The sequence below is a fragment of the Paenibacillus spongiae genome (genome assembly GCF_024734895.1).
Classification (GTDB): domain Bacteria; phylum Bacillota; class Bacilli; order Paenibacillales; family Paenibacillaceae; genus Paenibacillus_Z; species Paenibacillus_Z spongiae.
In genome coordinates this window covers 1,241,697-1,254,654 of record NZ_CP091430.1, presented here as the reverse complement: position 1 = coordinate 1,254,654, position 12,958 = coordinate 1,241,697, and the positions used below count along the sequence as shown (strand labels likewise).

Sequence of the window (12,958 nt, the reverse complement as noted above, 5' to 3'; positions counted from 1 at the left end):
GCTGTTACAATATATATCGGATTAAGTTCAGAATATCACCGTTGGCGCGTATTTTCAACAATCCGGCGTACAGCTCGTCCACTCTCTCGTCGAACAGAGCGCTGTCCACCGACTGCTCCTCAATCGGAAAATGAACCGTAAGCACATAGCTGCCGAACACGTGGCACAGGTAGATCGTCCTGTCCGTATAGAACACGCCGGATGACGTGAGCTTCCCCTCCTCCGGCTGGGAAGATGCAATCGCTTCCCTATAAGCCAGCGCCACATATGAAGTCGCATCCTCCTGCGGAATGCGAGTCTGCCGAGGATTCGTCAAACCGGACCTGGCGATAAGATCAAACGCGCCGCTGCCGTCATATAGATAGAGAGAAGTGCCGTCGCTGTTCCCCACCTTGACCAGCTCCGAAATAATGCCCGCGCCTTCGTCAAAGTAAATCGTGCCGCCCTTCAGGCTCCTCTGGGCTTTGCGGAGCAGATCGTCGTAGCGGACCATCTTGATCTCGTCGATTAAGGGGAAGAACTCATCCAGAAACCGATTGTACAGCTGGAACCTCTCGGAGGCCGTAATGACGCTGTCCAGCGACTGAAGCTGCCGGTTATTGCGGAGCGTAATATGATCCTCGAGCGTCGCGCTCAGCTCCTTCTTCAATACGCGGATAATATCGTCCGAGCTTTGAAATCCGAATATCCAAGGCACGACTTGATAAGCATCGTTCAGGATGGCGAGCACTTCGCGCTTCACGGATAAATTCCCCATCCTTGCTATGACCTCATCGAATGCCGGCGCCGCCGCGCTTCCGTCATCGGAATCGCGCGTACGCAGCTGGCGGAAGATACGCAAATATTCTTTGAAGTAAATATTCTTAATGTAATCCTCTACAAAGACATATAGGGTTTTGTTCGTCGCGATGGCCTTCTTCAATTCGAGGTGCGTGACGCTTTTATTTTGCTCGGGTACGACATACCCTACTTCATAGCCGATGATAAGGATGTAGATGTGCGACTGCTCGACCGCCCGCAGGCAGGTGGCGAGCATCGATGCCGATTGGTTCTTCGCGAAGGCATCGGCTTCGAACAGTACCGGCTCATGCCCGGCTTGCCCGATGAATGCGCCGACCTGCTGGCGAATCTCCTCGAACCCGCTGGATACCGAGCTGACAAACAATTTGGTCGCCAATCGCTCTCGCCTCCGATTTCATATAGGAAAGATGGGATTCTTAATTGAAAAAAGAAACCAAACCATCCCGTTCCATCGACGATGTGCGCCGGGAACAGAGAAACGCTCTCGAATCTGCCTGTCATGCGCTCGCTAAGCTAAAGCGCGCGGCTGTGCGCCGTCCTTAGGCAGGCTCAAGGCACAACAATGAGCTTCTCGGGCGACTTCGTAAGCTGGCGCGGGCCCCGATCCGTGACGACATAGCTGTTCTCGATGCCGACGACGCCCCGCCCGGGAAACGTAAACTTCGGCTCGACCGCAATGGTCATGCCGGGCTCGAGCGGATCCGCGAAGCCGCGCGCCAAGACCGGCCATTCGTCGACCTCCAGCCCGATGCCGTGACCGAGAAATTTCACCTGATTCATGCCATGCCCCATAAAGTTGGCGGATAATCCCGCTTTCGCCGCTTGTTCAATCGCCGCGGCGTAGAGCAATTCGCTTGGCGTTCCCGGCATCATGAGCCGCTCGGCCTCGCGGATTATCGCTACCGACTGCTCATAGGCGGCAGCCAGGCCGTCCGGCAAGCTGCCGATTACCGCCGTACGGGTCTGATCGATTACATACCCGTCGATGCAGCAGCCGATATCGATCAGTATCGGCTCCCCGCGGCTGATTAACCGCCTGCTGACGCTTTGGGGCGCAGCCGGCCCGAGCCCCCGGCCCCCGGCCGGACCGTCGAAGGCGCTCGGCTCGGCTGCGGCTTCTCCCGCTCCCACCATGCCGGTCATAATCTCCATATTATAGCTGCGCGTACGCATGAGTCCGATATGGCCGCGCATGCGAAGCCCATACTCGATACGAGCCATTAACGCCAGCTCGCTCATCCCTTCCTTCAGTTCGGCCGTCGCCTCCTCCAGCGCTTCCGCCGTGGCGGCAGCTGCCGCTTCGATTCGGCCGATTTCATACGGCGACTTGATCATGCGCAGCCGTCTGATCATCGCGGAACCGTCGGTCAAGACGCTTCCGTCCCCGCCGGCTATCAATTGGGCAAGCTTCGCGTAGGTTTGCGCAGGGAGCACATCCATCTCGGTCGCGATCGTTGCCGCCCGCCCGGAAGCGAACAGCTGCGGATAATCCCGCTCGAGCATCGGCCTGAATGCGCGCAGGGTAGGAAGCGGTTCCACGCGAACGGCCGATTCGTCTTGGGCCCGGTCAACGCTTCGCCTCACATAGAATGTCGCGTCTCCCGCTGTGGGTACGAACGCGAAGCCGGCTTGCATGGAACCGGTCAGATAATAAAGCGCAATATGCTGCGTCACCAGAAAACCGTCCGACCCTTGGGTACGTAAGGACTGCTGGAGCCGATCAATCCGCGAAAGAAATTCATTCTTGCCGGGCACCTGCATATTCACTAATGAATGGTCATCCACCTTCATACTCCACCACTTCCACAATTAACGTATTCTTCCTAATTAGAACAAAGAGCGGCTGGCTCGTCAATGTGCAACAAGCTCGGCCGCTCCTTTTATTTGCCATTCGATCGGTTCCAGGACGGTAAAGATCCGTGGATACGTCAGCTTGAGAATCATGATGACGCCGGGACGGTACAAGGTCACCTCATAGTCATACCGATCGTTCCGGTATGTGTAGGGGAATGTCCTGTCGTCGTTAATAACCTCGAAAACAGCCACCTCCGCACGATCCCGCCAGTAGGTGCCTGGCAGCGGCTGTCCCGTCTCATCCAGCAGCAGGTTCGCCTGCAAGTAGAGGGCGGCCGCATTCGAAGCCGCTATCTCGTCGATGTGCAGCCGCCCGTCCGCAACCGCCTCCTTCTCCAGCTGCTGCGCGGCTGCGTGAGCCGCCCGGTTAACCGCATGCTTGCCTTGAAATAATGCCGCCATCGCCATCTCCTCATCGGTCTGCAGCGCATGCATGAGCATCCAGACCACCATCATCAAGACCGTCAACACAAGCTTGTACATCTCCCTACCGCCCTCATTGCCGCATTCTTTGAACTAACCGCCTTCCAAGCCAAGTAGACCTCTTCGTATTGACTTTCGCACTGCGCGCATCTCCATTACGGCACATATTCACTCATCTTAAGCCCGGTTGCCCGCATGCGGGCATCGGCCGGAACGGGTTCCACGCCTATGAGCCGGTCAATCTCGAACAGCCCTTCCACCGGATAGCTAAGCGTTAATGAAAGCCCCACGCCCCGCGGCAGCGGCGCAGCCGCATTCGTTGCGTCGGAGCCGTTCGTCGACGTCACGACATATTCAACCTGATCCGGCTGCATGCCGAACCGGGCAAGACGCTGTTTCGATTGCTCCACCATGTGTCCATCGATATATCCGTGATCGCCGTTCGCTGCAACTTCGAGCATATAGTCCACTTCCTGCTGAAGCACCGCTTGCCGGACGATCAGCACGTGCTTGTATATTGGAGAGAACATGAACCAACACATCATCGCGGCAAATAATATAAACACCAACAGGCCTTTCACGGGCTCATCCTCCGAATCGATTCGCTCATATGTTTGCCCGAAGACTTCAGCTGCTCCTTCGTTCCCTGCTCGCCGCCCGTCACGTTGGTGTAGATGACGATGACAACGACGACCATTAAGAGCGACATTAATATGGCCCTCATACGCACCACCTCTTCTGCTGTGCTGCTCCTAGTCCAGCGTCAATGAACCGATCTTCGTATTGGCCGAAGTGCCCTGAGACTCGATTTGAGCCTTCGTGCCAGTCGTATCCTTCGAAATAATCGTGTTAAACAGCAGAACGACTACGACCAGCATCATGACAGTCATTAGAATATTTCGCATTCTCTCACCTCCCTGACCCGAATATGTCAATCAATTCAATGACTCGAACAGCTTCTGCCCTTCCCGTACCCAGGGATAGATGAAAATTTGGAACGTGTACAGAATGGGAATACCGGCCAGCACGAATAGAATATAGGATGCCGATTCCTTCCGGCTTTCTTTGGCGAGCTCCAGCTTCTCCTTATAGTCTTGAATCCGCTCGCGCAGCAGATCGTAATAATGCTCGCTCTCATGCAGACGAAGCGAATCGATCGTCTCCGCAAAGCTGAGCCCCTCCTCCGTTCCGATCCGGAGCTTGAACCGGCGAAGCGCGCCCTCCGCATCGTGGTACCATTCACCGAGCAGCAGCTGCAGGTCCGTACGCATCGCTTTGGTGAAGGATAAGCATCGCATTAATTTGGCATGGATATGTAGAGAGGAGCCGGCCAAGTACAACAGCTGATTGCTGACCATGTAAATTTCCTTCGTCATCCGCTCCGTCCGAACCCGTCGATAGGCGTCAAGCCATGGCCTGTCCCATAACAGCATCATAATTGACACGGCTAATACCAGAGGGGCAGATAAGGGCGGTACCGGTCCAACGGTTACTTGCGATAATCCGTATGCCGCTGCGGCAAGCAGGGGAGACGCAATGAAGAAGAGCCGGCGTATCACCGCATACCAGCCCGCATCCCAAGTAATTCCGCAGCCGGCCAGCAATCGTTCCCGTTCTTTGAATGAGGGCTCATTCCTCGTTAGCCGCACGAAGCGAAGCCACGCCTCCGGAACCTGCTTGCTCCGCCATCGCCCCATCATCAGGTGGGCGAAGCGCGGCCTCCGCTCCAGCAGAGCCCGCAGCAAATAAACGGCAATTATAAATCCAAGAATATATTGGCCGGCCATAGCCGCCCATATAACGATACGGGCTGCGGAGTTATCCATTCGGCCTCACCTCCTCCTTACATTTTTTTGCGGGACAGCCAGAGCCCCATAAGAAAGGAAACAAAAATGAGCACGACCGCATTCAGCAGCAAATCCCGCCCCTTCGGATCCACCGCGTAATACAGATAAGCATTCTCCGGGTTATAGCGGAAATTAATGCCGATGAACAGGGCGAGGAATAGAACCGGCGAGAAGTTCGCCAGCCGGATCTCGAGCAGCTTGTTGCGCTCCTGCTGGTTAGCCCTGCGGGCTTTTCGCATATCGGTGATGAGCTCCTTCAGGTTGTCATGAATCGGATGACCCTCGGAGAGCCCTGCACGGACTATGTTGACAAAGTAATCGGCCCACACATGCCCGAGCGATGCCGCGAAAATCCGCAGACTCGCATCGTCGTCGCCGCGTACCGACAAATTACGGTAGAGCTGTTCGAATACCGATTGCATCGGACCGAGCAGACGTTTCTCTTCGACGGTGCGCTGCAGCGCGGTCCGGATCTGACGGCCGCCGCTGACGAGGCAGCATTGGTAGAACAGCTCCACGGCCGGCAAAAAATCAATGCGCGTCTGCAGCTGCCGGTGAAGAAGCAGCATGCGAAGGAGCGCATAGGGCATCGATGACAATATACCGCCTAGCAGCAAGGTGCCTTTGACGCTTTGAAACAGCAGCGCCCCGGCCGACATCCCGGACAGCAGCAGCAGTGCGGTGGAAACAACCACGGCTCCCGGGCGAAACGGAATGTCCAGCGACTCCAACAATTCGGCCAGATGGCGATAAGGACGTTCATATCGCGCAAGCAGCCGGGCGAGCCGGTTCGGCAGCCGATTATCCTGGCGGTAATCGAGACGGCCGGCGAGCATCCGCCGTGACGACCATAGCTGCAGCAGATGCCGGAAAGCGACAAACAGCGATACAAACAAAGCCGCAGCGCATAGGATAATCGCTAGCTTCAGCATGAACGCAGATCGCTCCTTTCTGTAACGAAGGCTGTGGCTGCATTCGCAGCAGCCAATCTGGACATCGCTTGGGATGACGGAGGATTCGGATACTTCCAATCCCCGGCAGCCTCATTAAAGGCAGCCCAGTCGCGGACCGTCACTCCCCCGCTCTGCCAGCCGATCTCGGCAATACGAACGACTCGCCTGCGGCCTGCCATATAGCGCATCTCAATGCCGATTTCCGTTACATATTCGGCGATCCGCTTCGTCAGCCGTTCCGGATTCATGCCGCGGCCATCCAGCATGCACATATCCGTAATCGCCTCCGGCACATCTTCGAGCGCATTGGCGTGTACGGTCGTCATACTACCGGAATGTCCGCGCGTACAAGCACGAACATATACATTCGCATCCGCGTCGCGAATTTCGGCATGTACGATACGCTGCGGCGATTGCCTCAGCGCCAGCTTGAAGGCCTGCGTCGAATGATGCAGCTCATCCTCGTCATCCGTCTCGTATTCAATCGCATTCTTATTGGGAAAATCGCGAGCGAGCATCAGCTCGCGCCGGCTCTCGATCGTGACGATCCGTTCCCCGTCCGGCAGTTCGCCGATAAGCGCCTTCATGAGATGCGTCTTGCCCGAGTTGGTCGGGCCGATCAGAACCAGATTGAATCTTGCCGCAAGAACGGCGAGCAGCATCTCGCGAAGCGTTCCGTTAATTGTTCCGTATTCGCCTTCACTCAAAGCTTGCAGTCCGAACCGCCGGACCGTGTAGAACCGCAGCGTCAACGTCGGCTGGGCCGTAAACCCGAAGCCTGTCATTGTAACGCGCGTCCCATCGCTCAGCATGACCTCCGCCCAACGCTTGCGCGGGTTGATCCGGTCGTTGTTATACAGCACTAAATTCTGCTGGATGCGTTCCACTTCTCGCTCCGTCTCGAAAGCATAGGACGAAGGTCTGCAGCAGCCGTCCCGGACCTCGAATATGCGCGTACCAACCACTTGTATTTCCTCGAGCCCTTCGCGGTTCCGGAGCACAAGCTCTAGGACGCTCATCCCGATTACCTCGGCAAACAACGCTTCGGAAAGCGATGCATACGGATGCTTGTATCCTGCAATGTCGTGAATACGCTGGCGGAGCAGCCGGTCCGAAATAACCGCGAGCAGATGCTCCCGATCCTCCTTGTATCCAAGCACCGCACGGTTCAAGCGCTCATTATATGAGCGCCGCTCCTCCTCCGTCGCCCCCCTCGGCATGGCCAGATAGGTGCGGACATCTTCCGCGAGGCGTCCGAAATCCCGCTGGGCCTCTTCCTCCATTCCCTCCTCGGGTCCGTTACTCCCCATTGCTTCCATTATTCGCAGCTGAGCGGAGAACGCAGCGGGCGAGAATCTTCCGCCGGCCGGCATTATGAAATTCTCCCGCCCCGGTGTGTCATCAGCTTCTTATACCAGGGCTGAACCGCCATGACCGGCCGCCGCTGCAATCCGTAGCGCTTCATAATTCGCTGTGCCGGTTCCGTCATCGCTTGTTTGCCCTGCTCGTCATAAGCCAGCCATTCATCTATCGTTCCGCTGTCCAGCTGGGGCAGCAGCTTTTCACTTAATCTCAGCTCACCCATTAAAGTCACATCCATTTCTTTGCATATGTCTTTGGTTTGGTAAACACATGTTCGGTGCGGGGGGTGAATGACAATCAATTCATAGGCATCGCCCGGAATGCCGAACAAAGGCGACATTTGCTTCATCCAGCGTCTCCCGTCCTCCTGGAAGTGGGATAAAGCCGGCGTCGTAACGAGCAATCTCGCGTCAGCCCGCCTCAGAGCGCAAACGGTTGCTGCATTATCCCAGTAGGCGCCTACGTCCGCGATGACGATATCGAAGGTCCGCTGCGCCGTATCGAGCAGATGCTCGATCTCCGGCGGAGTGAAGTACTCCGCCTGATCGCGCATCATATTGCCGAAGAGCACCTTTAGCGACTCGTTCCCGCTGACCGCTTGCATGGCATGCAGCAGCTTATCCGTGTTTAACGATCCGGTTGCAAGCTCCGGCCGAAGCGAGTCGAGCATCGTCTCCGGTTTATCGTTGCCCAGGTAACGGTGCGTCTTCGCGCTTTTCAGATTAAGGCATAAATATCCGACCGATCCGGTACCCTGACTGGCCAGACGATAGGCAAGCGCGAATGCGGCTACCGTCGTGCCGATATTCGGGGTCGTCCCGACTATGGCAAGCAAGGGTGCGGGCGCACTCACGGCGCGGCTCCCGTCCCGGCAGCCGTTTCGACGATATCAAGCGATTCCGGGGAATAAGCGATAACCAGCTTGCTCTGGCCGTCCTTGCAAAGCGTATCCAGCTTCAGCCATTGTTCTTCGGTCAAATTCAGATTAATATAGTCGATCATGCCGTTGGCATCCCTTCTGGAAGCGTACATTCTTTCTTTATCGCCGCTGGCGAGCGACAGCAGATTCGGATTATCGGCATCATCGATCTCCACATTGGCCGATGTTTTCACCGATGCGACCGTAACCGGTTTCACGAACAACCGCTCAGAGGCCGCGTTCTTTCCCGATATGTACAGGATGACCTTGTCGCCTGCCCGGATTCCGTTGGACACCGACAGCACATAATCCCGCGGTACCTGGAAGGTCGATTGCTGCCGGTCCGGCAGCAGCCGGTACCGGTCAACCTTCCAGTTCAGCAGCGGCTCGCTGGAACCAAGCGGCACAACCGTCTCCATTCCGACCGCTTCCTTCGGATCAATCAGCATGTCCGGAACATACGCGGCCCGGGAAATTTGCTTCAGCTCGAGCATATCCGGCGCCAGCTGCTCCCCCGCAGGAATGAACCGCTTCGGAACGACCACTCCGATCGTTTCCTGAAACCGGACGTGCCGCAGCTGAAGAACGTAAACCCCATACACGAGCAAGGCAGACATAAGAGCCGCCGCGATGCTAATATACACATTGCGCTTTCTGTTCATCGCCACTCCCTTCCGCAGCGCCAAGCGTCTGACAGAAAAAAAAGAACGCAGCTGGGGCATAATGCCCAAGCATGCGTTCTTCGCATAGCCGACGCTATTCAACTGCTCGATAATATTGACCTTATATTAGCAGACACCCTAAAGTTTGTCTATAAAAAATATTCTCTTTCGAACGACGGAACTCCAATCGCACGGTTGTGGCGCTGTATGAAGGTGCAGATTAAGCGAAGGATTCGAACGCAGACTCTACTCCGTCATAACGTCTGTACGATCTCACCATTACTCCTCAAACATTGCGTTATCAGCTTAGCTTATACTGCCCGCATCATAACACAATCCCCGCATGACAAATTCGAATAGATCCTCGATGAACGTATCCAAGTTATCCGGCTCTTGCTCGAGCAGCGGAGCAAAATAATAGGTCTGCTTGTGGAAGAGCATCACGCCGATTACCGACATGAAGGTACTATTCAACGAACGGAATCGAAACAACCCCTGCTCGCGCCCATCCCGCAGCAAATCGCGGAGCTGTCTCCATACCGGAAACGCATGGTCTTGTATCAAGGCAATACGGGGGGAGTTCAACGCGATTTCCTGCTGCAGCAGCGCGATCATCTCCGGCTCCTTCAAACGGAACATCGTCACGCCCCGAATGATTTCTCTGATCCCTTCAACCGGTTCGTAATGCTGAAGCAAATATGCCTCCATCTCCTGATTCGGAAAATAAGTCTCGAACAGCGCTTGGAACATATTTTCTTTCCCGCCGAAATAATAAGATACCAACGCGACGTTCGCGCCTGCCGCTTCGCATATTTGCCTTACGCTGGTGCCATCGTAGCCTTGTGTGGCAAAGAGCCGTTTGGCTGCTTGCAGCAGCCTCACCTTAACATCCGGATCATTAGGTTCCTTATGCATAGCCGCCTCCTCATGTTATAAGTATGGCCGGGCTAAGATCAAAAGGCAAATCTTTGTTTCACTGAGCGCTCGAGAGCAATGAAGGCTGAGCGATACGGTTCTTCCGCAGCCCAACGGCGACGGCTCCAAGCGCCAAGGAGGCGGCCATGATCAGGAGCAATCCCGTAACGGCGCCCCCGTTGCCCGCTCCGCCGAAGAGAAGGTTCATGTCTCCTTCCACGGCGTAGGTGGCGGGCAGCACTTTGCTTAATCCCAGATAGAAATCGGAGAGCAGCTCACGCGGCACCATAGCGCCGGAAGAAACCAGCTGAGCCGACAGCACAATAATATTGAGCAGCATCCCGCCTATGCCGAACAGGAGCAGGAACAGCTGCGATAGAAACATGAAGGTCAGAACGAACAGCGCCTGGAAGCCCCACACCGCCAGGAATCCATGCTCCAATTGCCCGCCTAGCGCAAGAACGAGCGATGATCCGACAAGCGACACGATTACGGCAGCTGCTATATTGATGACATTGCGCGCGGCGAACCGCCGCCACTTGCCAATCCCGGAGGCTGCAACCGCTATGGACGACTGCTCCAGATTCATCCCCATAATCATGGCGCCGACATAAGAAGCAAGCACCATCATCATCGGCACCATCTGATTATTCATCCCTTGGACAGGATTCGAATAAGCAAAATCGGAGGTTACGCGTTCGGAGAGCGAAGCCGCCGCGCCTGCCGCTTGCTCTGTGGGAAGCTTCGCTTGCGTCAAGAGAACTTGAACGCCTTGGCCGACCGCTTCCTTGTTCGCCGCTGCGGTCACTTGCGCCGCAATGGAGCTCATCAAGCTCTTAATCAAAGCCGGATTCGATTCATTAATACTGTAGCGGATGGAGGCCGTCCCTTCCTGGGACTTCAGCGATTCGGTAAAATTCTGCGGAATCGTTATAACCATTTGGAGCTCGCGCTTATTCAGCAGCTGCTGCGCTTCATCCTCTTCCAGACGATGCGTCTGAACAGGCAGCGATTGCGCCAGCTTCTGGGCAATGGCAGGTCCCGACTGCGAATCAAGCGTCACAATGCCGACATGGAGCTTCTTGAGCCGCTCCGCATCCGTAATCCCGTCATAACCGGACATCCATATGACCGAAAAAATGACTTGAAACATAAGTGCCGTTAAAACACCCACAATCGTTGTCGGCCGTTTCAGAAAAGCCCGCAAAGCATGACTCATCTCTCTCCACTCCTTGATTTTCTCTTTTTAAACAAATGTTTTAATCAACTGTTTAAAATATAGAGCGGAGACTCTCGTCCTGTCAAGACTCTCCCGAAAATAAGCTCCAGCCTCTTCGGCTTTTCAACGGCTAGGGCGCTTCTGTTTGGAGCATTTGGAGCAGTCCGTAGCCCGTCGCGTATCCTCTGAACGTTACAATACGATCATTCTAAGCAGGCTCACATATTGATAGGTACAAGAAACAACGGCTCGCGCCGTTATTATCGGCGGAGACCGTCCCTTACACAGACCTTATTGAAATCGGCAGGCATGAAACTTAGATAAGGATAGCAAAAAGACTCCCCATATGGCACCTATGGGAAGCCTCCTCGCTATAAATTTACCGCTCGACCAAGATTACGGCATTGGTGCAGCTTATTCCGTCTGCGCCCCTGGCTTCACTTTCGCGCCCTTGGCAGCTTTGCTTGGTATCAATAGCCTTGCATCGCCCATGTACATGACCGAGACGAACGCCAGTGCAGCCGGTATAAGCGCCCACATAAACATGGTCGAAATCGAGCTTGACAGCGCGTCAACGATTTTGTCCATGACTTCCTTCGGGATGCCTGCTCTTCCTTCGGGCGTCAGGATCTCTCGGATATTGCCGAGCGATTCGCCCGCAGGCATACCCGCCCCGACTCCGGATCCTCCGCCGGCGAACGCTTCCTTCATGTTGTCCGTCAGCAGATTCCGCTGAAGGATACCGAACACCGTCAGACCGATCGTCATCCCAAGCGAGCGGACGAATGCCAAGGTTGAGTTGGCCGAGCCCCGCTGCCGCATGTCGAAGTGGTGAATTCCGGCCATGCCAAGCACGGAGAACGAGAAACCGACACCTAAACCGGCAACCGCCATATAAACCGACAGCATCAGTCTTGTGGTATCAGGCGTGATCGTGCTGAGCAGGTAGGTCCCGAGCACGAACACGACCGCTGAGAAAATCATGATGTTCCGATAAGACGTTCTCGTCGACATGATACCGCCGATTTGCGCAGCAAGAACCGAACCGAGTGTCATCGGAAGCAGAATAAGGCCGGAATTCGTAGCGGTCCCTCCCGTAACGCCCTGTACATACATCGGAATGTACATCGCGAACGTTATGAATGCAGCCCCGTAGAACAAAGCCGTTAACGTGCTGGCCGCGAACAATCTCTTGCGGAACATGTCATAGGAGATTATCGGCTCGGCAGCCTTCGTTTCCACGAACAGGAATACCGCAAGCAGCACCGCTGCTGCCGCAAACAAGCCGAGGATGACACCCGAATCCCACGCATATTCCTGGCCGCCGAGCTCGAGCGCAAACATGAGGCTGACGACTGCTCCGACAAGCGTGGCAGCCCCCCACCAGTCGATCCGCTGCTTCGAATGCTCCATCGACTCTTTATAGAACAGGAATACGAGCCCGAATGCGATCAGGCCGATCGGCAGATTGATGTAGAAAATCCACCGCCAGTCAATATGATCCGTAATATACGCACCGAGCAAAGGACCGAACAAGCTCGACGTGCCGAAGACGGCGCCGAACAATCCGCCCATCTTACCCCGCTTCTCCGGCGGAAAGATATCGAACACAATCGTGAAGGCAATCGGGACGAGCGCGCCGCCCCCGATTCCTTGAATCGCCCGGTAAATACTCAACTCGACGATCGATGTCGCCGTGCCGCATAGTACCGATCCGAGCAGGAATAAAAATATGCCGAGGACAAAAAACCGTTTTCGGCCGTACATATCGGACAGCTTGCCGAATATCGGCATGGCCGCCATCTCGGTAACCAAATAGGCCGACGTCACCCATACAAACTTATCGATGCCGCCCAGATCGGCCACAATCGTCCCCATTGCGGTTGCGACGATCGTATTGTCGACGGCCGCTACGAATATGCCGAGAAGCAGCCCGACGACTACGAATCCTAATCTGCTTTTCTGTTGTACCATCATCCGTTTGAACCCCTTCTCCAGCAAGT

General features: G+C 55.4%; 14 protein-coding genes. All 14 read right to left on the bottom strand.

Annotated features, from left to right (window positions below; all coding sequences use genetic code 11):
* Nucleotides 1–4 precede the first annotated feature (4 nt).
* Nucleotides 5–1,177: a DUF4062 domain-containing protein gene (locus L1F29_RS05625; RefSeq protein WP_258387380.1), complete on the bottom strand. Its 1,173-nt coding sequence runs from the start codon at nucleotides 1,175–1,177 to the stop codon at nucleotides 5–7.
* A gap of 173 nt (nucleotides 1,178–1,350) precedes the next feature.
* Complete coding sequence (locus L1F29_RS05620) at nucleotides 1,351–2,562, bottom strand: M24 family metallopeptidase (protein WP_258389616.1); 1,212 nt, start codon at nucleotides 2,560–2,562, stop codon at nucleotides 1,351–1,353.
* A gap of 90 nt (nucleotides 2,563–2,652) precedes the next feature.
* On the bottom strand, nucleotides 2,653–3,138 hold the full coding sequence (locus L1F29_RS05615; RefSeq protein WP_258387379.1) for a hypothetical protein: 486 nt from the start codon (nucleotides 3,136–3,138) through the stop codon (nucleotides 2,653–2,655).
* Nucleotides 3,139–3,233: 95 nt separating this feature from the next.
* Nucleotides 3,234–3,659, bottom strand: a complete 426-nt coding sequence (locus L1F29_RS05610; RefSeq protein WP_258387378.1) for a hypothetical protein — start codon at nucleotides 3,657–3,659, stop codon at nucleotides 3,234–3,236.
* Nucleotides 3,656–3,802 carry a hypothetical protein gene (locus L1F29_RS05605; protein WP_258387377.1) on the bottom strand — a complete coding sequence of 49 codons (147 nt, stop codon included), beginning with the start codon at nucleotides 3,800–3,802 and terminating at the stop codon, nucleotides 3,656–3,658. The genes L1F29_RS05610 and L1F29_RS05605 overlap by 4 nt, the downstream gene beginning before the upstream one ends.
* A gap of 28 nt (nucleotides 3,803–3,830) precedes the next feature.
* Nucleotides 3,831–3,983 (bottom strand): hypothetical protein, encoded by a 153-nt coding sequence (locus tag L1F29_RS05600; RefSeq protein WP_258387376.1) that lies wholly within the window; start codon nucleotides 3,981–3,983, stop codon nucleotides 3,831–3,833.
* 30 nt (nucleotides 3,984–4,013) lie between these two features.
* Complete coding sequence (locus L1F29_RS05595; RefSeq protein WP_258387375.1) at nucleotides 4,014–4,904, bottom strand: hypothetical protein; 891 nt, start codon at nucleotides 4,902–4,904, stop codon at nucleotides 4,014–4,016.
* A 17-nt stretch (nucleotides 4,905–4,921) separates the two neighbouring features.
* Nucleotides 4,922–5,857 carry a type II secretion system F family protein gene (locus L1F29_RS05590; protein WP_258387374.1) on the bottom strand — a complete coding sequence of 312 codons (936 nt, stop codon included), beginning with the start codon at nucleotides 5,855–5,857 and terminating at the stop codon, nucleotides 4,922–4,924.
* Nucleotides 5,851–7,251 carry an ATPase, T2SS/T4P/T4SS family gene (locus L1F29_RS05585; RefSeq protein WP_258387373.1) on the bottom strand — a complete coding sequence of 467 codons (1,401 nt, stop codon included), beginning with the start codon at nucleotides 7,249–7,251 and terminating at the stop codon, nucleotides 5,851–5,853. The genes L1F29_RS05590 and L1F29_RS05585 overlap by 7 nt, the downstream gene beginning before the upstream one ends.
* Complete coding sequence (locus L1F29_RS05580) at nucleotides 7,251–8,093, bottom strand: CpaE/TadZ family protein (RefSeq protein WP_258387372.1); 843 nt, start codon at nucleotides 8,091–8,093, stop codon at nucleotides 7,251–7,253. The genes L1F29_RS05585 and L1F29_RS05580 overlap by 1 nt, the downstream gene beginning before the upstream one ends.
* Nucleotides 8,090–8,821, bottom strand: a complete 732-nt coding sequence (locus L1F29_RS05575) for an SAF domain-containing protein (protein WP_258387371.1) — start codon at nucleotides 8,819–8,821, stop codon at nucleotides 8,090–8,092. Before L1F29_RS05575 ends, L1F29_RS05580 begins: the two co-directional genes overlap by 4 nt.
* A gap of 306 nt (nucleotides 8,822–9,127) precedes the next feature.
* Entirely contained in the window at nucleotides 9,128–9,736 is a 609-nt protein-coding gene (locus L1F29_RS05570) for a TetR family transcriptional regulator (RefSeq protein ID WP_258387370.1), read from the bottom strand.
* 58 nt (nucleotides 9,737–9,794) lie between these two features.
* Nucleotides 9,795–10,955, bottom strand: a complete 1,161-nt coding sequence (locus L1F29_RS05565) for a YhgE/Pip domain-containing protein (RefSeq protein ID WP_258387369.1) — start codon at nucleotides 10,953–10,955, stop codon at nucleotides 9,795–9,797.
* Nucleotides 10,956–11,369: 414 nt separating this feature from the next.
* Nucleotides 11,370–12,929, bottom strand: a complete 1,560-nt coding sequence (locus L1F29_RS05560) for an MDR family MFS transporter (RefSeq protein WP_258389615.1) — start codon at nucleotides 12,927–12,929, stop codon at nucleotides 11,370–11,372.
* Nucleotides 12,930–12,958: the final 29 nt, after the last annotated feature.